The sequence below is a fragment of the Paenibacillus sp. FSL R5-0928 genome, assembly GCF_037970385.1.
Lineage (GTDB): Bacteria > Bacillota > Bacilli > Paenibacillales > Paenibacillaceae > Paenibacillus_AQ > Paenibacillus_AQ odorifer.
Genome location: NZ_CP150225.1, coordinates 1,499,681 through 1,520,760 on the forward strand (window position 1 = coordinate 1,499,681; position 21,080 = coordinate 1,520,760).

Here is a 21,080-nt window from a genome sequence, read left to right on the forward strand (position 1 = left end):
AGTGAGTATGTACCTCCTTAAGTTTTGCTGCGCAAAACCGGCTTTGTAAGCGCCTGGGCATAAGCTTATTGGCCATGCGTGACCGTCTTGTTTAGCATTCTATAGGAACCATTATACTGGAGAACTCACTATGGATCAAAAGCGATGGGGCAAACCTCTCACCAGATGATTGTAGCCGGTGTCACACCTTGGGGAAAAGTATCCTCAGCTTTGCTTTTGTTCATATACATCTCATACCAAACATCAGCGATGAGTCCTGGATCTGTAGCGGTGCCGGGTTTAATGAATACACCAAGTGCTAAATGACCTACATAGATTCCTTGTGGAGCCAAATCTGCATGCAGGTTAAGTGCGTAGTTTCTTAATCCGCTAAGCGCAATGCCTACATTACCCATCATCTGCATGGGATAGATGGAGGACAATCCGGTTGTGAACAGCAGTGCGCCGCTGCGTTTCTCCAGCATCTCAGGCAAGACCTGTGCTACGCTGCGGATAGCGGCTACAACCAGTGCCTGAAAGGCATCCTGTGCATTTTCTTCTGTTACTTGTGAAGCAGGAGTAGGAGGGTAATTTCCACTTGTCGGGCTGAACTCGAGCACATCGATAAAGCCGTATTTTTTCTTGATATTATCGAAGGCTGTGGCTACTTGTTCTTTATTGTATACGTCGGCAGGAAAAGCAGCAGCCTCGATATTCAGTGCTTGCAGTTCCTGAACAAGGGTGTTCAGCTTCTCTTCATTTCGAGAGATTAATGCCACTTGAAATCCGTTGGCTCCGAATTTTTTGGCGATTGAGAGTCCTAAGCCGGGTCCAGCACCTATGATGGCAATGGTCTTTTTCATGATTTATTAGTTCCTTTCCGGTTGTTGATTACTAACAGTAACCATGATAAGCTGAATAGGCTTGAGGGACAAGAAGGCACTATTACATGCTTAAGTTACATGGAGGTAACCACAGTTGGAACATTCAAAGGAAGAACCCACCCGGTTCATGCCGATGCTGGAGGATTGCTCCATTACCCGCCAGATTCTGGACAGGGTCGGAGATAAATGGAGTGTACTGATCATAGTCAATTTAGGTGCTGAAGCTTTGCGGTTCAAAGAGTTGCAAAGGCGCTCTGGAGGGATATCACAACGGATGCTGACCCAGACCCTGCGCCATTTGGAACGGGATGGATTAGTTTGGCGTAAAGCGACGCCTACAGTCCCATTGACTGTGGAATACGGTCTGACGAGCATAGGAGAATCATTGTTGGGACCTTTAACCTCGCTTGTGGACTGGGTCAACAAAAACAATGGGAAGATCGCCAAAGCGCGTATAGATTATGACCACCAGCACGACACACAGGAGTAACAAGACAGCAGAACAATTCACTGGGATAGAGGATGGATTATATTGCATAAGGAAAGTGGAACAAACACATTTATTTATACTTACACCTGTTCAGAGGACGAGTTATCGCTGTGTCAGATGGAGCTGCGATGTCTTTTTGGTGAGCAGGTGCCGACTGTTCTTTTTAAGAGTGAGGTTGAGGTGGATGTCAGCCGCAGTCCCTTCATTAAAGAGCGGATAGATGTAATGTATGAAGGGGACAGTCTGCCTGAGATTTATGATCAAACGGAGCAGGTGGAGCTTGGCGGCAAGACGTTTAAGGTTATTTTTGTGAAGACCAACGATCTGGGCCCTTCAGACAAAATAGAGTATGATGAGCGCAGAGTGATCGAGCGGGAAATTGGGTTGCGGATTGAAGGAGAAGCGGATGTTAACCATCCGGAGCTGGTATACGGCATTGTTACGCTGGGTGGACGCTGGTACTTCGGATCTTATCATAAAAACAAGGCAACTTGGTTCCGCCAAATGAAGAAGCCACGCAGCTATTCTATCGCGCTTAGTACACGTGTTGCCCGTGCCGCGGTTAATATGGCTATTCCGAATCCTGAAGGTATACGTGCTATAGATCCTTGCTGCGGTATTGGAACTGTAATGGTAGAAGCCTTGTCAATGGGAATCGATATGGTTGGACGTGATATTAACCCTATGATTGCTATCGGTGCGAGAACAAATATTGCCCATTTTGGATTCACCAGTGAGGTTACGCTCGGGGATATTGCGGATATCACTGATCATTACGATGTAGCCATTGTAGATATGCCATATAATCTATATTCTAGTATTACACCTGAGGAGCAGTTCGCGATTCTAGTGAATGCGCGCCGGATTGCAGATCGGGTGGTTATCGTTGCGATTGAACCGATGGACGAGATGATCACTGAAGCTGGATTTACAATCATAGACCGTTGTGAAGCTAAAAAAGGAGCCTTCTCGCGTCATTTAATGCTTTGCCAGTAATCCTAATCAGGTACCGAAAAAGGGGTGCAGCAATGGAGCAGAAGTGGTTAACGTGGGCCAAAGAAATTCAGGCCATCGCACAGACTGGATTAACTTATGCTAAGGATGTTTATGATATAGAACGGTATCAAGCTTTGCGGGAGCTCAGTGTAGATATCCTCGCTAATTATACCTTCGAAAGCAAGGAGAGAATTAGACTCTCCTTTGCGGGTGAAGGGGGTTATGCTACCCCAAAAGTTGATGTCCGTGGTGTTGTATTCCGGGAGGATAAAATTCTACTTGTTCGCGAGAATTTGGACGGGAATTGGGCGCTTCCTGGTGGCTGGGGGGACATTGGGCTGTCGCCGAGCGAAGTTGTTGTGAAAGAAATCAAAGAGGAATCGGGTTTTGAGGCAGAAGCAGTTCGCTTACTGGCTGTACTGGATAAGAAATTTCATAGCCATCCGCCGGAGCCTTATCACGTGTACAAGTTCTTTATTTTATGCCGCATCGTGGGCGGAGAGGCAATGGAAGGGGTAGAGACAAGCGAAGTTTCGTTTTTTGCTGAAGATAAGCTGCCTGAGCTTTCAGCAGAGCGGAATACAGAGGCACAGATTCGGACGATGTTTGAATATTTACGAAATCCGGAAAAAGTAGTAATATTGGACTAAGAATCTGCATATACTGTATGACTTCCGCAAATTTAAGTTTTTAATTATTCAAAATTTGGTTAATAACTAATATGTAAGCACTTACAACGGTTTGGCCGCTGAGCCTTTATATCTACCAAAATTCAAAATTTTAATTTTTTGGGTCGAGCGGTCTACATTTTTTCCTCTACTGTGACGATAAGATATTTTAGGAGGGGATCGCATGGAACAAGAAGAATTGAGCATTCCATTGAAACAGGAAAATGTGGTGCGTCCTGCAGAAGGCAATATTGCCACTGGGCTGGTTTGGGGTATTTTAATCAGCATTCCGTTATGGATCTCTGTTATTGGCTGGATTTTGGGATTTTGGCACTAAACCATAAATTAATGAGGATCTAATTCTGTTGATTTTATAGTATACACAAAAGGCTGTCCCTTCCTTGTGGAAGAGACAGCCTTTTGCGTTTTCTGAAGATCTTAGTCTTTTGTATATACCACTCTAAAGTTCTCACAAACAACTTTCATCTTTGGATCAAAGGGTTTGTTTAAGAATTTTAAGGATTCTCTGGTGAAGAACTGCTCATGATCATGACGCCATGACTTAAGCGTCCGGTCACCTTCTCCTTCAGTATAGGCAAACTCAGCGCTAACCTCATCAAAAGGTATAATTTGTACATCTGTAGTAACAATTATTGCCCGCGGATCACCAGATCCATCCAGCACGATACTGTGACCGCCAACTTGCGGAAACGTCTCGTCACAAGTTTCAAATATATCATAATTTGAAGCAGTTCCTGTCTTGATCCCACGAATCACCAGATCGAGCAGTTCATCGGCCATCTGGGGACTGTCACCAAAGGCCCAGGCGTCATAGTTATCCGCTGTTTGTGGATGAAGCTGGGTGTATTCTTTCCACAATAACTTAATCTTCTCTTTGTTGCTCATATGCTCATCTCCTTATAGATCAATCTATTCTATAGACCAGTTGTCTCCATCCATCCTGTATAGAGCTCATCCAACTGCTCCTGTATCGCATCACGTTCTTGTTGCAGCTCAGCAAGTTCAGCTGCATCGCTGCTGATCAGGGGATCTAACATCTTAGCATCGATCACGCCAAGGCGTTCCTCTACCTCTGCAATGGCCGTTTCCCAGTCGAAGGTGGTGTTTTTCCTACGGGAACTGGTGGATTTAGCGTTGGTTTCTTTCCCTGAATCGTTAGATTGAGGCTTATCAGGGCGTGAACTTGTTCGTTCTGCAGAGACAGGTTTAGCTTGATCCGCAAAAGAGGGAGCTAGTAATGCCTTTTCAGCTTGTTTTTCCTTGTAATATTCATAGTTTCCGTTGAACACTCCAAACCGCCCGTCTTCAATGGACCATAGTTTGTGAAATAGGCGATTGATGAAATAACGGTCATGAGATACCGCCAGAACCGTGCCTGGAAATTCCTCTAATGCTTCTTCGAGTGCTTCACGAGAATCTATGTCCAGATGATTGGTCGGCTCATCCAGAATCAGCAGATTTGGCTTGCGATGCATTAGTACAGCGAAACGCAGGCGGGTCCATTCACCACCGGACAGATTCGTAATGTCTTTGAATACATCGGGACCATAAAATAGGAAACGTGCAAGCTGCCCGCGTGCTTCACCTTCTTCAAGTCCAGCTTCTTCGCGGAAGTAGCGGAGTACAGACTGTTTGTTATTTTCAGGAACAGCCTCTTGTGCGAGGTAGCCGACCACAGTTCTTGAGCCGAGTGTACAGCTTCCGCTGTCCGGGGTTTCCTGCCCTAAAATAATTCTTAAAAGTGTACTTTTACCTGCCCCGTTACCGCCGATGAGTGCCGTAGTCTCTCCGTAGCGAAGCACTTCGTTTGCCTCTGCGAAAAGGCTTCGCTGACCATATGCTTTTCCGATATCCTCCAAAATGACAACCTGATTACCGGAACGGTCATTTTGCTGTAGCTGCAAATCCATCGATTTACGCTCCAGAATAGGACGTTTAACCTTCACCATACGATCCAGTGCTTTTTGCATGGATGCTGCTCTCCGGTAAAAGGAAGGGTTAGGAGGTGTCCCGCGATTGCCAAATTCAATGAGACGTTTGATGCTTTCCTGCATTTGTTTTATTTTTTTCTGCTGCTCTTGATAATCGGCAAATTGTTGAAGAAGTCGTGTTTCCTTCTCCACTTGGTAGCCGCTGTAGTTGGTATGGAAGGTAAAGGCCTCGCCATCCTCAATCTCGATCACTTTCTTGACTACAGCGTCCAGAAAGTAACGGTCATGGGAGATCGCAAGCACTGTTCCATCATAACTCTGTAAAAATTGCTCCAACCATTCAATGGCGTTCATATCGAGATGATTGGTTGGTTCATCCAATAGAAGGATGTCTGGACGGCGCAGCAGCAGCTCCGCAAGTCCGACTTTTGTTTTTTCTCCTCCTGAAAGAGAGGCGAACAATCGGCTGTATTGTCCGGTTCCAATCCCGAGACCCGAGGCTACGCGCTGAATAGAGGATTCGATCTCGTAACCTCCGGCGGCCTCGAACTTATCCTGCAAGCTGCCATATTCTTTCAGCAGCCGATTCCAGAGGATTTCATCCGTTCCGCTGTTAAAGCTGGACATTTCCAGCTCAAGCTCCCGCAGGCGGTGCTGCCATTGCAAAGGTTCGGCAAAGCTGCGCTGCAGAACATCATATACGGTTTCTTTTTCGTTAACTTCTTGAATTTGAGCTAACAGACCTACTACGCTGCCTTTGCGTATTGAGATTTGCCCTTCATCGGGGCGTTCCTCCCCGTTCAGCAGGTGGAATAGTGTCGTTTTGCCACAGCCGTTACGGCCGATCAGGCCAATTTTTTCCCCTTGGCGGATATCGAAGGTAATGCTATTCAGCACGAGTTGTGCCCCGTGGTATTTTTGAACATTTTGGCATTGGATGATCATATATATTCTCCTTTAAGAATGCCCTTCGCACCGCCAGTACCCTAAATGGCTCCGAAATCCTGTAAAAAACCATAAAAAAAGACCGTAGGGAAATTTCCCCACGGCCTTATCATTCTCCGGTTAACTGATCCGTCCGGGTGATGGCAGGAAAGGCATTTCACAATTGTGTAGTGTTATTAAATTCATACAAATGGACAGACTTCTCCCGTTATCGCCATTTACATGAGCAATGCCAGCTATCGCTTTAGGTAGCCGACTCATAACACTGTTGGTCCAATTGTGATCCATTCCTTCCACACCCCTCTCTTAGTAAATTTAATGACAGTGTAATCAAAAATCAGAAAATAAGCAAGTAAAAAGATGTCAGAGAGTATTTTTACACAGCATAGAATATGAAAAATAGAATAATATGGTTCTGTAGTGGGGGGCAAGTGGCTAAATTTAACGGATGAAAAGAGGAAGAGATATGGCACTTTTTGACGGATTAATGGGCAATGCATCACAAGTAAATCTTACGGAGGTCCAGCGGGAATACGCACAAATTCTTGCTCCTCAGGAGAAAATCGAACGCGCCTATAAGCTGATTAGAGATATGTTCATTTTTACGGACAAGCGGCTTATTCTGGTGGATAAACAAGGTCTGACGGGCAAGAAAACAGAATATCATTCGATCCCTTACAAAAGCATCTCGCATTATTCCGTGGAGACGGCAGGGCATTTTGACCTGGATGCGGAGCTATGTATCTACATTTCCAGCAGCACGCTTCCGGTGAAGAAGACCTTCAATAAATCCGTAAATATTTACGAGGTGCAGGCCGTGTTATCGCAATATATTTTAAAATAAATTGTTTATTCGGTGTTTCAAAGCACAAGCCCCCCTCTAAAAGTGGCTAAGATTACTAAGGTTAGATGCAGCTATACATATTTGAGATAGGTAGCCATTGGTGGCAAAAGGTCACTAAACATATTCGAGATGGGTAGTCATTGGGTGCAAAAGGTGACTAGACATATTCGGGATAGGTAGCTATTGGAGGAAATAGGTTAGAGACATAACCGAGATAGACAGCCATATGGCGGCAAAAGGTGACGGTAGTACGCCATGGCAGTATGCGGCTCCCTGTAATTAAAATGATTTTATAATATTCGTAGGCGTGAATCTACAAGGTTAAACAAAGATGACCTCTTATTTGTGCATAGCTCACAAAAAGAAGAGGTTTATTTTGCGTTTCAGCGTAACCGATTGACAAAGGATTTTCGTGTAATGTTAAATGACACTAATTAAGTTAGAAATTATAGGGAGTTCGCAGCTGAACCCGCCGCAGAATATAGGAGATTGAATATGATGGAGAAACCCGCCGCAAAAAAATAAGGAGTTGGGACATGGGCTGAGAAACTCGTAAAAAAACTAAGGGGGATGGATATGGCGGAGGGGTGGAACCCGTAAAACGTAGAGGAATGGCATGGGGAAGAAACCCGAAAAACATAGAGGGAAGGGCATGGCGGAGCGGAGAAACCCGTAAAAGATAGGGGGACGGAACATGGCGGAGAAACCCGTAATAGGCACAAAAACTATGGTAGTTAGCCCCCATTATTTAGCCTCGGCTGCTGGTGCACGTATGTTGGAAAAAGGGGGTAATGCTTTTGATGCAGCGGTGGCGATCAGTGCGACACTAGCTGTTGTATATCCGCATATGACGGGGCTAGGCGGAGATTCCTTTTGGTTGACCTATAACACGCAAGAGGCGCGTGTTCGGGCCTATAACGGAAGCGGGCGCTCCGGGTACGGAGTCCGCAGAAGCAGCTATGCCGGGGAAGCTTTCATCCCGCGGCGGGGGATTCGCAGCGCCATTACGGTGCCGGGGATGGCGGACAGTTGGGATGCCATACTGAGTAAGTATGGCCGCTTTATGCTGGCGGAGGTACTGGAGCCTGCCATTGGTTATGCTTTGGAGGGATTTCCGCTGTCGCCGGATCAGCGGAATAACACGGCTGTTGCGGGCTCTGCGCTGTCGCCGGAGGCGGCAGCGATTTACACGCCAGGCGGCGTGATTCCTTGTGCTGGATCGCGATTCCAGCAAAAACAGCTGGCGGCCACCCTGCGGACATTGGCGGCGGGTGGGCGGGATGCTTTTTATAAGGGGAAGATTGCGGAGGACATCTGTGACTATATGCTGGCAACTGGCGGGTATTTGACTCGGGATGACTTTGCGGATCATCAGGGGGATTGGGTCGAGCCGATTCATACGGATTATCACGGGCATACGGTATATCAAGTGCCGCCTAATTCTCAAGGTTTCACTGGACTAATGAGTCTTAATTTATTGGAACATTACAATTTTGAAGCAATCGGGCATGGTTCGTATGAATATTATCACCTGCTTGTTGAAGCGTTGAAGCTAAGCTTCCGCGATCGGGATAGGGTGCTTACAGATCCGGATTTTAGTGCTATTCCTTTGGAGCAGCTGCTGGATAAACGTTATGCAGGACAATTAGCGTCTACCATCTCGATGCAAAAAGCTGCACAACTGACAAGTCAGCCTATCGGCAGTGATACAGCTTATGCTGCGGTTGTGGATGAGGACGGGAATGCGGTCTCTTTTATTCAGAGTCTGTATTTTGAATTTGGTTCGGGCGTGGCCGCTGGGGATACTGGGATTCTGCTGCAGAATCGAGGTTCGTTTTTTTCGCTGGACCCCGGGCACATCAATACGCTTGAGCCGCATAAGCGCAGCTTCCACACACTGATGCCAGCGATGGCCTGCCGCGAGGGCAAACCTGCGATTCTGTACGGGACGCAAGGTGGCGAAGGTCAACCACAGACTCAAACCCTGCTGCTCACACGGATGCTGCATTATGGCATGAATCCACAAACGGCTGTGAATGAGCCGCGTTTTGTGTGGGGGAGAACGTGGGGAGAGCCTACGCAAGAACTGAAGGTGGAGAGCAGGGTAGCTGATGAGGTGCTGGCAGATTTGGCCGCAGCCGGTCATATTGTCCGGAAAGTAGATGACTATGATGGGATTATGGGTCACGCTCACATGATTTCGATAGATGACAATGGATACCGCAGTGGGGGAACGGACCGACGCTGCGATGGTGCGGCGATTGGGTGGTAGGTATAGGTGTGATGGAAGGATTGGAAGGACTCTGAAGGAATCATAGGTGGAATGATGGATGGAAAAGCTGCTGATGGGGTCGTAGGAGGAAAAATGGAGAATTGGAAGGACTGCTGGAGGAATCGAAGGCGGTATGGTGTGGGATCCGAAAGGCTGATGGAAGAATCGTAGGTGGAATGATGGATGGAAAAGCTGCTGATGGGTCGTAGGAGGAAAGATGAGGAATTGGAAGGAACGCTGGAGGAATCGTAGGAGAAGCGTGGGATCCGAAAGGCTGATGGAAGGGTAAAAGTAATGGTCTAGGGAGGAGGGGGAATTATGGTTTTGGATAATCGGTATGGTGCGTTTATAGATCCTGAGCTTACGGTTGAGAGTTTAGGAAGCGGGATATTGGATGGACTGACCTTTGCAGTAAAAGATGTATTTGCTGTAGCTGGACACAGCTCTTCTGCAGGTAATCCTGATTGGCTGCGTAGCCATCATCCGTCCACGGAGCATGCGGTGGCTGTACATCGTTTACTGTTGTCGGGTGCTACACTTCGTGGTGCTGCCCATACGGATGAGCTGATGTATAGTCTGGGCGGCGAGAACCATCATTATGGAACGCCGATTAATCCGCGTGCTGTAGGTCGTATCCCAGGCGGATCTTCAAGTGGTTCGGCAGTAGCGGTAGCTTCTGGTAGTGTTGATTTTGCGCTCGGAACAGATACCGGTGGCTCAATTCGAGTACCTTCCTCTTATTGCGGAGTATATGGCTTCCGGCCAACGCATGGAGCTGTGGATTTTCAAGGTGTTATTCCATTATCTCCGGCTTTTGATACAGTTGGCTGGGTGTCGGATCGCTTGGATGTGCTCCAGAAGGTAGGGGAAGTGTTACTTGTGGCTGGGAGTACATCTGTAAAGACGTCGAAGAAAATAGGAAGTAGTCTAGAAGAAACTGTAGGGAAGAGCATAGAGAAGAATGTATTGGAAAATTTGAAGAACAACTTAGAGGGAGACATGGTGAAGACTGATAAAAATAATTTAGAAAAGAGCCAGAAGGAAAGTTTAGAAACGATTTTGGAGAAACGTATTGAGAAGAGTACTGAGAAGAGTACGGAGAAAATTTTAGAGATTGGCCCGGAAAACAAGGTAAAAAAGAATATGGAAGACAAAAATAAAATGGGTACTTTATTTGTTGCTACTGACTGCTGGGCTTTGGTTAATCTGGAGAATGCAGCTATTTTATCGGAGGGATTAAGGTGTTTGCGATCCGGGGCAGATCATCTCATGGAGATAGAGATTGCTTTGGAGGGGTTAAAGGTCTGGATGGATGTTTTTAGAGAATTGCAGGGTAATGAAATTTGGGAAACTCATGGCGTTTGGATTGAGAACGAGAAACCAGTCTTTGGACCTGATATTACAGCGCGATTCTCGTGGGCTGCCAGTTTGGCGGAAGAGGATCATAGCGTTGCACAATGTAAGCAAAAAGAGATTTCTAATCATTTGCGCTTGCTGCTAGGAGAGGACAATTGTCTTGTGATTCCGACAGTTCCGGGACCAGCGCCGCTGCGTGGAGGGGATTTGCGCCAATTGGAGGTGAATCGTAGTGGTGCGATGATGTTGAGTTGCATAGCTGGGTTGGCAGGTTTGCCTCAGGTAACATTACCTATGCTCTCCACAAGTGGATTGCCACTGGGATTATCCGTTATCGCCGGACATGGTCAGGATCTCCGGTTACTCTCTTGGGTGAATGAAGTGTGGCAGCAGTCTTGAGAGGCTGAGTGCAGTGGTCTTGAAAAAGCAGCGATACTAAACAGACCGTAGCTACTGAACAACATATCTTGACACTTTTCTAGTTACATTTCTAGTTACATTTCTAGTTACATTTCTAGTTACTGTTAACCGATACTCCTCCATTACTCTCTTGGAATACACTCTAGAAATACATTCTAGGAAGACGCTTTAGGGTTACACTCTAGCAATACACTCTGGGAATACACTCTAGGATTACACTCTAGGATTACACTCTAGGATTACATTCTAGCAATACACTCTAACGCCACACTCACTTATTGATTCACAAATTAACGAAATACACATGTCATTCCCGCCTACTCTTAGTTTTATTTACACCGGGGAGCCCAGTGGAGTTGATTTAAAAACTAAGGTAGCTTAAGTTGGCTCAATAGTGGAGTGGTAGAGTGAAAAAGATAAATTCAGCGCTCGATTATGTGGTATAAGACCAGTTGAATTAAGTGAATACGTCGCTGGAGAGAAAAGAACGGTATAACTCCCGCAGAAATCGGGGGAAGTGCTTAAGTAACTAAAAAGAACGGTATAAATCCCGCAAAATCCAGGAAAGTGGAACAAGTAGCTAAAAAGAACGGTATAAATCCCGCAGAATCTGGGAAATGGCTTAAGTAACTAAAAAGAACGGTATAAATCCCGCAGAAACCGGGAAATGGCACAAGTAGCTAATAAGAACGGTATAAATCCCGTAGAAATCGTGGGAAGTGCTTAAGTAACTAAAAAGAACGGTATAACTCCCGCAAAATCCAGAAAAGTGGCCCAAGTAGCTAAAAAGAACGGTATAAATCCCGCAGAATCTGGGAAAGTGGCATAAGTAGCTAAAAAGAACGGTATAAATCCCGCAGAATCCGGGGAAATGGCTCAAGTAACTAAAAAGTACAGTATAAATCCCGCAGAATCTGGGGAAATGGCTCAAGTAACTAAAAAGTACAGTATAAATCCCGTAGAATCCGGGGAAATGGCTCAAGCAGCTAAAAAGTACAGTATAAATCCCGCAGAATCCGGGGAAATGGCTCAAGTAGCTGAAAAGAACGGTATAAATCCCGTAGAACCCAGGAAAGTAGCATAAGTAACTAAAAAGAACAGTATAAATCCCGCAGAATGTGGCGAAGACGCCTATGTAGTCAAAAAGAAGGGCAAAAAGGCCCTTCATCCCGGCAATTCCGGCCGAATAGCCAAAAAGAAGGGCAAAAGTGCCTTTCACCTCTACCGGCAGCAGTGGATCTATAATAGTTTGTACCTCCGCCACGGCTATAGTGGGGTGGTATTATCTCTGCTCGTACGGATCTCATACACCGCTCAATTCCCCGTCTTGCAGCGCTGGTGTGCCTGCGACTTCGATCTTGATGGCCAATTCGAATAGCCTGAGAATACCCTGCCACCTATTCCGACTCCCTATTCAGATTCCCGCGTGAACCCGTAAAAACTTGTTTTTACTCGAAAGCCCTCCCTCAACTCCACCTACTATTTTCCAATCCCCTTATACAGTTCACATGAACGATATGAGCTAAAGTTCAATAATTCATAATTAATAATTAATAATTCATCATTCATCATTCATCATTCATCATTCATCATTCATCATTCATCATTCATAATTAATAATTAATAATTAATAATTAATAATTAATAATTAATAATTAATAATTAATAATTAATAATTCATGATCCATGTTCGTTTTATGTTATGTTTATTAACATATAAATCATGAAAATTTAACTTCCCTCTATTCAACACGGTTCATTTTAATTATAATGTTACATAAAATAACATTATAAATCAGAAATGGTTCTATTGATTCTAATAAGGAGGGGTGGCATGCATCTTACGGTTGAAGAAGCGTTGTCCATTTATCCTTTGTCCGAGGCGAAGCTTATCGCTGGGTCTAAAGGGAAACATCGAATTGTGAAGTCAATTAATGTGATGGATGCCCCCGATATCTCGGATTGGATCAAAGAAGGCGAGATGCTGCTGACGACAGCCTATTTGATAAAGGACAATATGGAGGAAGCCTCTGCCTTGCTGCAGACTTTGAATCGCCGGGGATCTTCGGCCTTGGGTATTAAGCTGGGGCGATTTTGGGATGAAGTACCAGAGCAACTGGTTGCAGAAGCGGAGAGTCTTAACTTCCCGCTTATCCAGCTGCCTTTCGAGTTTACTTTTTCGGATCAGATGAATGGTCTGTTTCGCGCCGAGCTTAGCCGCAGCACTCACGTTCTGCAGAACATTATGGAGAAGCAGAAAAAGCTGATGCAATTCGCCCTAAGATCTGTCCGCAGCCGTCCGTTGTTTGATTCGGTGTCTGAAGTGATTGGCCATTCACTTGTGGTGGTTAGCGCACGGGGGGATGTGATCTACAACAACTCTGAATACTATCCTTCACAGCTGCTGGAGGGGTGGCCGTGGCAGAAACGGAATCAGCGCTTTCGTGTTGGAGATCATGTGGGCTACCGTACACCACTTTTGCAAGGAGAGAAGTGCTCCGGATATCTATTGTTTTGTGCCATCGACCCTTTATTGCTCCCAATGGAAGAAAGTTTGTTCGTTCAGGGAGCTGAACTTATTTCATATCATATTCATTCAGGATACGAAGATTATTTTGAACAGGCAGAATACAGGGAGTTTAGCGGATTGCTGAGACGTTGTTTGAGCGGTAATTTATCTTACACAGATTTGGCGCAGGCTGCTCTCGACTTGGAGATTGAGCTGCTTCAATCACCATTTTGTCTCCTATTGACCGATACAGCTGCGACTGGGGAAGAACGCCAAGGTGAGCTGCTCAGACTAAAAGAAGAATATCTTGAACATCCCGGGCTGCGGGAAGTAAAGGGAATTCATGTGATCATAGATCAAGGACTTTTGTCTATATATCCGGGAGATCGTCAGCGTCCTGAACAATTCCGGGATCTAATTCAGGCTTGTTTTAACAACATGAAGTTTGATAAGGGATATTATCCGCGAGCTGCGATAAGCAGTTGTAAAGCGAAGCCGGAGGGGCTGAAGGAGGCTTTTGCGGAGGTAAAGGATTGTATAGGAATGCTTCAGGGCGGGGGAGTAAAAGGGAATGTTGTTCATTACCGGCAGCTTGAGCTTAACCTGCTACTCGGGCAAATTCCGGCAGAGGTTATGGAGAAATATTGTAATGGAAGTCTTAGAGGGTTGCTTAACCGAGAACCGGAGTATGTCAGGGAAATGCTGCGGACGCTGGAAGTTTATCTAGAGAACGATGGTCATGTTAATGAGACGGCTAAGAAACTGTTTATTCATCGAAACACGGCTACCTACCGGATCGAGAAGCTTAGTGAGCTGCTGGACGTCGATTTTAAAAAAATAAATGATCTAATGAGGTTGAAGTTAGTATTCATGTTTCGGAGGATGCTCGGAAGGGACTAAGTTCTAAGTTCTAAGTTCTAAGTTCTAAGTTCTAAGTTCTGGGTTGAAATGCAAACACGGAGGAGGGGAACCTCGTGAATACACATGAAATCGCAATGCATATTCAAACCCATCAGGCGCCTGCGGTGCTGGCAACGCTGATAGAGGTGGAGGGACACTCGTATCGTAAAGCCGGAGCGGTGATGTTGTTTTTTGAAGAAGGTACGATTGGGAGCCTGAGTCCAGGTTGTCTGGAAAACGATCTGCAGCTGCGAACTTCTGAGATCTGGGAACGAGGGCTGCCCGAAATTGTGGAATACAACATGCTGTCTCCGAATGATCTGTCCTGGGGTGAGGTTGTCGGCTGTGGAGGCAAAATCAAAGTAGTGCTAGAACCCGTGCGGGGTCAGCTCTACAAGCTTTTAGTGCAGGCGAGTGACAGATTGGCTAGGGGAGAGAAGCTAATTTTGTTCCGCGAAGCAGTGGAGAAAGGTTTTATCTATAAGCTGGAGCTGGATCCAGACATTGTACTGCCGCAGAGCAAGAAACATCCGACATTATCCCACTCGGCAAAAGAAAGCCTGGCGGCAGGTCGCTTTATGGCCGCTCCAGCAGAATTGACAGCATTCCATACGTCTTTCGTGCCCAAACCGCGGCTTGTGATTTTTGGCGGGGGACGTGATGTGGTTCCTATTGCGGAACTTGCTGACAGAGTTGGCTTTCGGGTAGCGGTTGCGGATTGGCGTGAAGGAAGCTTGCACAATAAGTTTCCTCGAGCTGAACAAGTAATTTGTTCCCCTATGGAGGTTGTTCAGCGATTGAGCGTAGCTCGGGAGGATTATGTATTGATTTGCAGTCATCAACTTGGGCGGGATAGACAGTTCCTGGAGAGTGTGATTCCGCTTGCTCCTCTATATATAGGGATTATCGGTTCGAAGGCGCGGATATCTCTTTTACTGGAAGGGTTTGAGGTTCCTGCATCTTTGCATGCACCTGTAGGGTTGCCAATTGGAGGAGAAGGTCCGGAGGAGATTGCGGTCAGTATTATAGCGGAAATTATTCAAATTAGAAGGGTGGGCTCACGAGAGCTGCCCAAAGGAGCGGATAGTATTGAAGGTAGCAGGAATATATTTGGCAGCGGGGCAGAGCAGGAGGATGGGCGTGTCCAAGGGTTCACTGAAATTGTCGCAGGAGGTCTCACTCGGGAGCGTCGCGCTTAGTGAATTGGATCGTTGCAATCTAGAACCGCTAATCGTGGTAGTGCGTGCGGATGACAACTTGGAATGGCTGCCACCCGCGATTGAACCGCAAGCATCCAGACGTACCGAAACTTGCTTAACCGCACATCTAGGATTGTCTTTTTCACTGCGCTGTGGCCTTAATGCGGTATTACCTTTACAGCCCGATGCAGTAGTTGTGGCGCTTGCGGATCAGCCATTTATTACTACAGCATTAGTGAACCGTCTAATACAAACGTTTGAACAATCTCCGGAGATGGATTATGTCGCTAGCGTCAGCAATGGGTCGGCTATGCCCCCGGCTTTGTTCTCGAAGACGTTGTTTCCAGCACTACAGGGATTAGATGGAGATCGAGGAGCGGCGGGGATATTGCGTTCACCTGATTATAAGGGGATTGTTCTGGAATCTGAGTCTGCCCATTATTTCATGGACGCAGATACAAAAGCGGATTTTGGTGAGATTCAGGAGCAATGGATTCTGAGAAATGGAAAGTGAAGTAAAGAATAGTCTGAAAAGTAATCTGAAACAGTGTTCCTTTCCCACCTTTGGTCATATAATATGACATGTAACTCACCTTCCAAAAACCAATTAGTGCATTACACACAAAAAAAGTTCTGATTCTTATATTTATATACAAACGTATGTTATATAAATTTACGCCAAGGCCACCTCTAAGTATAGTAGAAGTACATTAATGGTTGCAGCCATGATGAGAGATGATTTGGAGGAGGAGAATTATGAAAAAAAGGGGTCAGTTCATAACATCTTGTCTTGCATTAATGGTTCTAATGACGGTGGCTTTGGTGGGGTGTGGCAGTAATAATAATACTTCTACAAATGCAACTGAGGCACCAGCGACAACTACAGCGGCAACAGAGGCAACTGCAACAACAGAACCGGCTGCAAAGAAACCGACGGTTGCTTTTGTTTATATCGGACCTCCAGGGGATGGCGGCTACACATACCAACATGATCAAGGACGGCTGTATATGGAGAAGGAGCTTGGGATTAAAGCTGACTTTGTAGAAAATGTCCCTGAAAGTGCTGACGCCGAACGAATCATCACCGAGCTTGCACAATCACACGACATCGTGTTTACAACGAGCTTCGGATATATGGATTTCACATTAAATGTAGCGGGCAAATTCCCCAACGTGAAGTTCCTGCATGCTTCGGGTTACAAAACCGCAGAGAACATGGGGACCTACTTCGGGAAGAACTATCAAGCCAGCTATTTGAGCGGCATAGCGGCAGGGAAAATGACCAAAAATAATCAGTTGGGTTATGTAGGGGCTTTTCCGATCAGCGAAGTGATCTATAACTTGAATGCTTTTACCCTTGGAGCACAAAGTGTCAATCCTGATGTAAAGGTGAATGTGGTATGGACGAATACATGGTATGACCCGACGACTGAACGTCAAGCGGCAATCAGCTTGCTGGATAAGGGTGCGGATGTGCTTTTGGCCTATCAGGATTCACCTGCAACACTGCAGGCTGCTGCTGAACGAGGGGCTTTTGCCGGGGGGAATGACTCGGATATGAGCAAATACGCTCCGGACAATTATTTGACGAATCCGGTATGGAATTGGGGGCCGTATTACGTAAAAGCTGTGCAGGCAGTTATGGATGGAACCTGGAAGAGCGAGCAATATTCTGGTGATATGGCTGACGGTATGGTGGAGCTGGCTCCTTTCGGGAACAAGATCCCAGATGATGTGAAAAAGCTTGTCGAAGACGCCAAAGCCAAAATTATCAGTGGTGAGCTGGAGGTTTTCACAGGTCCGATCTCAGATAATCAAGGGAATGTGAAGGTTCAGGAGGGTCAGAAGCTGACCTTGGAGGAAGTGCTGGGCATGAACTGGCTCGTAAAGGGTGTGGAAGGAACTATCCCGCAATAATGTTTAAAAATAGGGAATCAGATGTGCACAATCTATGGGTGGGGCGGGTTCCGTTAAGCGGAAACTTCCCCACCCGTACTACAACTTGAAGGAAGGAGGGGTTCAGGCCATGCGGGGAACTTCAGTTGAAATGCGGGGGATTGTGAAAAAATTCGGCTCGGTAACCGCCAGTGATCAAGTCGACTTTTCGGCAAATGCGGGTGAGATTCATGCGTTGCTTGGGGAGAATGGGGCCGGGAAGAGCACGGTGATGAGCATGCTGTCAGGGGTGTATAGAGCAGACGAAGGAGAAATCTTCATTCATGGGAAAGGTGCTCAGATCCGTTCTCCTAAAGATGCTGCGCAGCTGGGTGTAGGTATGGTGTTTCAGAACTTTAGGCTGGTGCAAAGCCTCACAGCAGCAGAAAATATCGTGCTTGGCGAAAAGTCGTCTTTCTGGCGCGGCCGTAAGTGGATGAAGAAGAAACACAAGGAGATCGAGGCATTAGCGGAACGGTTTGGACTGAATTTCCCGGTGGATCGCCCGATCTGGCAGTTGTCCGTGGGTGAGCAGCAGCGTGTTGAAATCGTTAAGACGCTGTATCGCGGGGCTGACATTATTATTCTGGATGAACCAACCTCTGTACTGACCCCGGGAGAGGTGGAACAGCTATTTGAAACGCTGCGGGTCATGAAGCAAGCAGGAAAGACGGTCATTATGACTACTCATAAAATGAAAGAGGTTATGGCGTCCTCCGATCGGATTTCCGTCATGCGCAAAGGGAAAATGATCGCCACGCTGACCACGGCAGATACAGATGAACTGGAGCTGGCTCGTCTGATGGTGGGCAAGGAAGTAACCATCACCCGTCAAGAACGGGAAGCCACTGAAGGGGATTCTTTATTAGAAGTGAAAGATGTGGACGTATATGCTGATCACGGGCGAAAAGCACTGGATCACTTCTCTCTGAACGTATGTAAAGGGGAAATTGTAGGCGTAGCTGGGGTAGCTGGTAATGGGCAAAAGGAACTGGCTGAAGTGTTAACAGGTCTTAGAGGCTGGAAAAGTGGTGAAATCACGTTTGATGGAAAGACGGTGAAATCGGCTTCGGTTAGAGGGGCAATTGATTCAGGAATCTCCCACGTGCCGGAGAACCGGATGAAGAGCGGTTTAGCTGGACGCCTCGGATCGGTGGATAATCTTTTGTTTAAGTCTTACCGCTCAGAGGAGCATTCCAAATTTGGTTTCTTGAAGTCCGCGAAGAACCGTTTGTGGTCACAGGAGCTGGTCCAGCGCTTTAACGTCAAAACACCTGAGCTCGAGACGCCAGTACAACAGTTGTCAGGTGGTAATCAGCAGAAGCTGCTCTTTGCACGTGAGATCAGTCATCGGCCGAAGCTGATGGTCGCCGTTCATCCGACACAAGGGCTGGATGTAGGTGCCACGGCTGGTGTTCACGACCTTCTTATGGAGCTGCGTGGTTCAGGTAGTGGCGTGTTGTTAATTTCGGAGGATTTAGATGAATTGCTTCAGTTGTCCGACCGGATTCTAGTGATCTATAACGGCTCAATTATTGGTGAGAGTACACATGAGGAAGCGAATCGAGAGAGCATCGGACTACTAATGGCTGGTATTCATAATAGAGAGGAGAGCGCCGTATGAGTCTGGAGAATGGAAGAAATACCGCAGCAGCAGTACTGGAACCCCTCCCCTCCCACTCCGGAAAACGATTCTCTCTACGTTTCGAATACGATGCCAGCCGCATCCGTTCTCCTTGGTGGACACCTATTGTATCTATAGTTTTAGCGCTATTGTTGTGTGCCCTATTTATTGCGGCGAATGGTATGAATCCGGTGCTGGTCTATGAAAAAATGTTCCGTGGCGCATTTGGCACTGCGTATGGGCTCACGGAAACGATGGTTAAAGCGATCCCGCTACTCCTATGTGGGCTTGGGATTGCTGTGGCTTACCGCATTTCGGTATGGAATATTGGAGCAGAAGGCCAGTTAACTGTTGGGGCTATGGCGGCCACAGCGGTCACGATTTATTTTCCTGACTTACCTTCATTCTGGTCCCTGAGCTTAATGCTGCTGTTCGGGATTGCCGCGGGTGCGCTTTGGGGATTGCTGACTGCTATTCCGCGGACACATTTTGGAGTGAATGAGCTAATCACTTCATTAATGCTGAATTATGTTGCCCTATTGGTGCTCGATTACGTGGTATTCGGACCTTGGAAAGATCCTAAAGGATTTAATTTCCCGGGATCACCTATGTTTACTGCGGCTCAGTCGCTGCCTGTTCTCGGAAGTACAAGATTGCATATTGGATTGTTATTTGGACTTATCGCCGTTGTGATTTATTACTTAATGATTCGTTTTACCAAGTTGGGTTACGAGCTCCGGCTGATTGGGGCCAATCCTGTTGCAGCCAGATACGCGGGGATTCCTATCAAGCGCCATATTATTATCGTCATGCTGATCAGTGGGGGGCTCGCCGGGATCGCTGGCATGGCGGAGGTCTCCGGTGTTACACACAAGCTGATGCAGGGCATTTCACCGGGTTATGGATACACCGCCATTATTGTAGCTTGGCTGGCCAAATTGAATCCACTCGGTCTAATCGTTACTTCTATTTTATTCGGTGGCTTAATTGTTGGCGGATATAGTGTTCAAACCATCGGGCTGCCCTCATCGATATCAGAAATGCTGCAGGGCTCCATCCTGTTTTTCTTGATTGCTGGCGATATGATCTATCGTTTCCGCATTCGCCGTAGCCGGGTTCAGCTGAAAGGGGGGAGATAGGAAATGGATTTTACAACACAGCTACTTATTGCCGCTATTTCCGCAGGGACCCCGCTGCTGCTGGCTACGCTGGGAGGCATTCTAAATGAACGAGCCGGCATTATACAGCTTGGGGCTGAAGGTCTGATGCTGATGGGAGCGGTCATCACTTGTATCGTGTATATTCGCTCCGGAAACCTGCTGCTGGCTCTGTTGGCTACCGTAGCTATAACGGCTGTACTTGGTTTGCTGCATTCTTTTCTCTGTGTGACCTTGCGGGCGAATCAAACGATGTCCGGTCTTGCGATGACCCTGTTTGGCAGTGGGTTGAGCGCTTATCTTGGTAAACCGATCAGCGGCATTCCTTTGCCGGGAACCTCCCCTAAGCTGCATCTGGCTTGGCTGGAAAATGTACCGTTCATCGGAAAAATATTCGGCAACATGGACTACCTAACCTGGTTCAGCCTGCTGCTAGTGCTTGCTCTGCATCTGCTAATTCACCGCACTTCATGGGGCCTGCATTTGCGGGCAGTCGGAGACAGTCCGGCTACCGCAGATGTGATGGGGATCCGTGTACAGCTTATCCGCTACAGCTATGTGATCACCGGTGCTGCTCTCATCGGCCTGGCCGGAGCGGATATGGTATTGGCCTACGCGCCAACCTGGAATGAAGGGCTGACAGCCGGCCGGGGCTGGATTGCGGTAGGGCTGGTGATTTTCGCCAGATGGAATCCGCTGCGTGCCTTGTTCTGCGCCTACTTTTTTGGGGCATTGGATTCACTTGGCTTCCGTATTCAATTGCTGGGCAGTGCAGTTCCGCCCTATTTTCTCAAAATGATTCCGTACCTTGTGACCATTCTGGTCCTGATGTACCTGGGGTACCGCAATCGCAACAAACCATCCGGCACACCGGAGGCGCTCGGAGTTCCTTATATTCGGGAACAAAGGTTTTAAGGCAGGCTATACGAGAAGGGAAGCAGCAATCTGGT

Annotated in this window: 18 protein-coding genes; 15 read left to right on the forward strand and 3 right to left on the reverse strand. The window is 46.9% G+C overall.

Annotated features, from left to right (window positions below):
- Positions 1-158 precede the first annotated feature (158 nt).
- The gene (locus tag MKZ16_RS06590; RefSeq protein ID WP_038569235.1) at positions 159-842 is read right to left on the reverse strand and encodes an SDR family NAD(P)-dependent oxidoreductase; all 684 of its coding nucleotides are present in this window, start codon (positions 840-842) and stop codon (positions 159-161) included.
- A 115-nt stretch (positions 843-957) separates the two neighbouring features.
- On the opposite strand from MKZ16_RS06590, the gene MKZ16_RS06595 reads away from it, so the two are divergent.
- From MKZ16_RS06595 to MKZ16_RS06610, 4 genes are all read left to right on the forward strand, one after another.
- Positions 958-1,353: a helix-turn-helix domain-containing protein gene (locus MKZ16_RS06595; RefSeq protein WP_244886429.1), complete on the forward strand. Its 396-nt coding sequence runs from the start codon at positions 958-960 to the stop codon at positions 1,351-1,353.
- Positions 1,354-1,395: 42 nt separating this feature from the next.
- Positions 1,396-2,349 carry an RNA methyltransferase gene (locus tag MKZ16_RS06600; protein ID WP_076107259.1) on the forward strand — a complete coding sequence of 318 codons (954 nt, stop codon included), beginning with the start codon at positions 1,396-1,398 and terminating at the stop codon, positions 2,347-2,349.
- A 32-nt stretch (positions 2,350-2,381) separates the two neighbouring features.
- Positions 2,382-2,999, forward strand: a complete 618-nt coding sequence (locus MKZ16_RS06605; protein WP_076107257.1) for an NUDIX hydrolase — start codon at positions 2,382-2,384, stop codon at positions 2,997-2,999.
- A gap of 202 nt (positions 3,000-3,201) precedes the next feature.
- The gene (locus MKZ16_RS06610; RefSeq protein ID WP_155288093.1) at positions 3,202-3,354 is read left to right on the forward strand and encodes a hypothetical protein; all 153 of its coding nucleotides are present in this window, start codon (positions 3,202-3,204) and stop codon (positions 3,352-3,354) included.
- A gap of 101 nt (positions 3,355-3,455) precedes the next feature.
- On the opposite strand, the gene MKZ16_RS06615 is transcribed toward MKZ16_RS06610, so the two are convergent.
- Together MKZ16_RS06615 and MKZ16_RS06620 are read right to left on the reverse strand one after the other, a co-directional pair.
- Positions 3,456-3,923: an ASCH domain-containing protein gene (locus MKZ16_RS06615; RefSeq protein WP_036680053.1), complete on the reverse strand. Its 468-nt coding sequence runs from the start codon at positions 3,921-3,923 to the stop codon at positions 3,456-3,458.
- A gap of 29 nt (positions 3,924-3,952) precedes the next feature.
- Positions 3,953-5,914, reverse strand: a complete 1,962-nt coding sequence (locus MKZ16_RS06620; RefSeq protein ID WP_076107255.1) for an ABC-F family ATP-binding cassette domain-containing protein — start codon at positions 5,912-5,914, stop codon at positions 3,953-3,955.
- Between the two features lie 466 nt (positions 5,915-6,380).
- Here MKZ16_RS06620 and MKZ16_RS06625 point away from each other — a divergent pair, with 466 nt between their 5' ends.
- The 11 genes from MKZ16_RS06625 (at position 6,381) to MKZ16_RS06675 (ending at position 21,045) form a co-directional block, all read left to right on the forward strand.
- On the forward strand, positions 6,381-6,758 hold the full coding sequence (locus MKZ16_RS06625) for a PH domain-containing protein (protein WP_036680049.1): 378 nt from the start codon (positions 6,381-6,383) through the stop codon (positions 6,756-6,758).
- 694 nt (positions 6,759-7,452) lie between these two features.
- A complete protein-coding gene (ggt, locus tag MKZ16_RS06630) occupies positions 7,453-9,030 on the forward strand; it encodes a gamma-glutamyltransferase (RefSeq protein ID WP_076107253.1) in 1,578 nt (525 codons plus the stop codon).
- 318 nt (positions 9,031-9,348) lie between these two features.
- Complete coding sequence (locus tag MKZ16_RS06635) at positions 9,349-10,785, forward strand: amidase family protein (RefSeq protein WP_256715558.1); 1,437 nt, start codon at positions 9,349-9,351, stop codon at positions 10,783-10,785.
- 892 nt (positions 10,786-11,677) lie between these two features.
- On the forward strand, positions 11,678-11,890 hold the full coding sequence (locus tag MKZ16_RS06640; RefSeq protein WP_076107251.1) for a hypothetical protein: 213 nt from the start codon (positions 11,678-11,680) through the stop codon (positions 11,888-11,890).
- 750 nt (positions 11,891-12,640) lie between these two features.
- Complete coding sequence (locus MKZ16_RS06645) at positions 12,641-14,215, forward strand: PucR family transcriptional regulator (protein ID WP_076107249.1); 1,575 nt, start codon at positions 12,641-12,643, stop codon at positions 14,213-14,215.
- Positions 14,216-14,289: 74 nt separating this feature from the next.
- On the forward strand, positions 14,290-15,414 hold the full coding sequence (locus MKZ16_RS06650; protein ID WP_076107247.1) for an XdhC family protein: 1,125 nt from the start codon (positions 14,290-14,292) through the stop codon (positions 15,412-15,414).
- Positions 15,356-15,928, forward strand: a complete 573-nt coding sequence (locus MKZ16_RS06655) for an NTP transferase domain-containing protein (RefSeq protein WP_179090050.1) — start codon at positions 15,356-15,358, stop codon at positions 15,926-15,928. The genes MKZ16_RS06650 and MKZ16_RS06655 overlap by 59 nt, the downstream gene beginning before the upstream one ends.
- 242 nt (positions 15,929-16,170) lie before the next feature.
- Positions 16,171-17,331, forward strand: coding sequence for a BMP family ABC transporter substrate-binding protein (locus MKZ16_RS06660; RefSeq protein WP_036680038.1), 1,161 nt, complete (start codon positions 16,171-16,173; stop codon positions 17,329-17,331).
- Between the two features lie 109 nt (positions 17,332-17,440).
- The gene (locus MKZ16_RS06665) at positions 17,441-18,973 is read left to right on the forward strand and encodes an ABC transporter ATP-binding protein (RefSeq protein WP_076107244.1); all 1,533 of its coding nucleotides are present in this window, start codon (positions 17,441-17,443) and stop codon (positions 18,971-18,973) included.
- Positions 18,970-20,112: an ABC transporter permease gene (locus MKZ16_RS06670; protein ID WP_076107242.1), complete on the forward strand. Its 1,143-nt coding sequence runs from the start codon at positions 18,970-18,972 to the stop codon at positions 20,110-20,112. Before MKZ16_RS06665 ends, MKZ16_RS06670 begins: the two co-directional genes overlap by 4 nt.
- 3 nt (positions 20,113-20,115) lie before the next feature.
- Entirely contained in the window at positions 20,116-21,045 is a 930-nt protein-coding gene (locus tag MKZ16_RS06675; protein WP_036680033.1) for an ABC transporter permease, read from the forward strand.
- Positions 21,046-21,080 lie beyond the last annotated feature (35 nt).

Coding starts and splice junctions, on each gene's coding strand:
- MKZ16_RS06645 (WP_076107249.1), top strand. CDS start 12,641: ATGCATCTTACGGTTGAAGAAGCGTTGTCCATTTATCCTTTGTCCGAG.
- MKZ16_RS06640 (WP_076107251.1), top strand. CDS start 11,678: ATGGCTCAAGTAACTAAAAAGTACAGTATAAATCCCGCAGAATCTGGG.
- MKZ16_RS06665 (WP_076107244.1), top strand. CDS start 17,441: ATGCGGGGAACTTCAGTTGAAATGCGGGGGATTGTGAAAAAATTCGGC.
- MKZ16_RS06590 (WP_038569235.1), bottom strand. CDS start 842: ATGAAAAAGACCATTGCCATCATAGGTGCTGGACCCGGCTTAGGACTC.
- MKZ16_RS06675 (WP_036680033.1), top strand. CDS start 20,116: ATGGATTTTACAACACAGCTACTTATTGCCGCTATTTCCGCAGGGACC.
- MKZ16_RS06620 (WP_076107255.1), bottom strand. CDS start 5,914: ATGATCATCCAATGCCAAAATGTTCAAAAATACCACGGGGCACAACTC.
- MKZ16_RS06670 (WP_076107242.1), top strand. CDS start 18,970: ATGAGTCTGGAGAATGGAAGAAATACCGCAGCAGCAGTACTGGAACCC.
- MKZ16_RS06615 (WP_036680053.1), bottom strand. CDS start 3,923: ATGAGCAACAAAGAGAAGATTAAGTTATTGTGGAAAGAATACACCCAG.
- MKZ16_RS06605 (WP_076107257.1), top strand. CDS start 2,382: ATGGAGCAGAAGTGGTTAACGTGGGCCAAAGAAATTCAGGCCATCGCA.
- MKZ16_RS06635 (WP_256715558.1), top strand. CDS start 9,349: ATGGTTTTGGATAATCGGTATGGTGCGTTTATAGATCCTGAGCTTACG.
- ggt (WP_076107253.1), top strand. CDS start 7,453: ATGGCGGAGAAACCCGTAATAGGCACAAAAACTATGGTAGTTAGCCCC.
- MKZ16_RS06625 (WP_036680049.1), top strand. CDS start 6,381: ATGGCACTTTTTGACGGATTAATGGGCAATGCATCACAAGTAAATCTT.
- MKZ16_RS06660 (WP_036680038.1), top strand. CDS start 16,171: ATGAAAAAAAGGGGTCAGTTCATAACATCTTGTCTTGCATTAATGGTT.
- MKZ16_RS06610 (WP_155288093.1), top strand. CDS start 3,202: ATGGAACAAGAAGAATTGAGCATTCCATTGAAACAGGAAAATGTGGTG.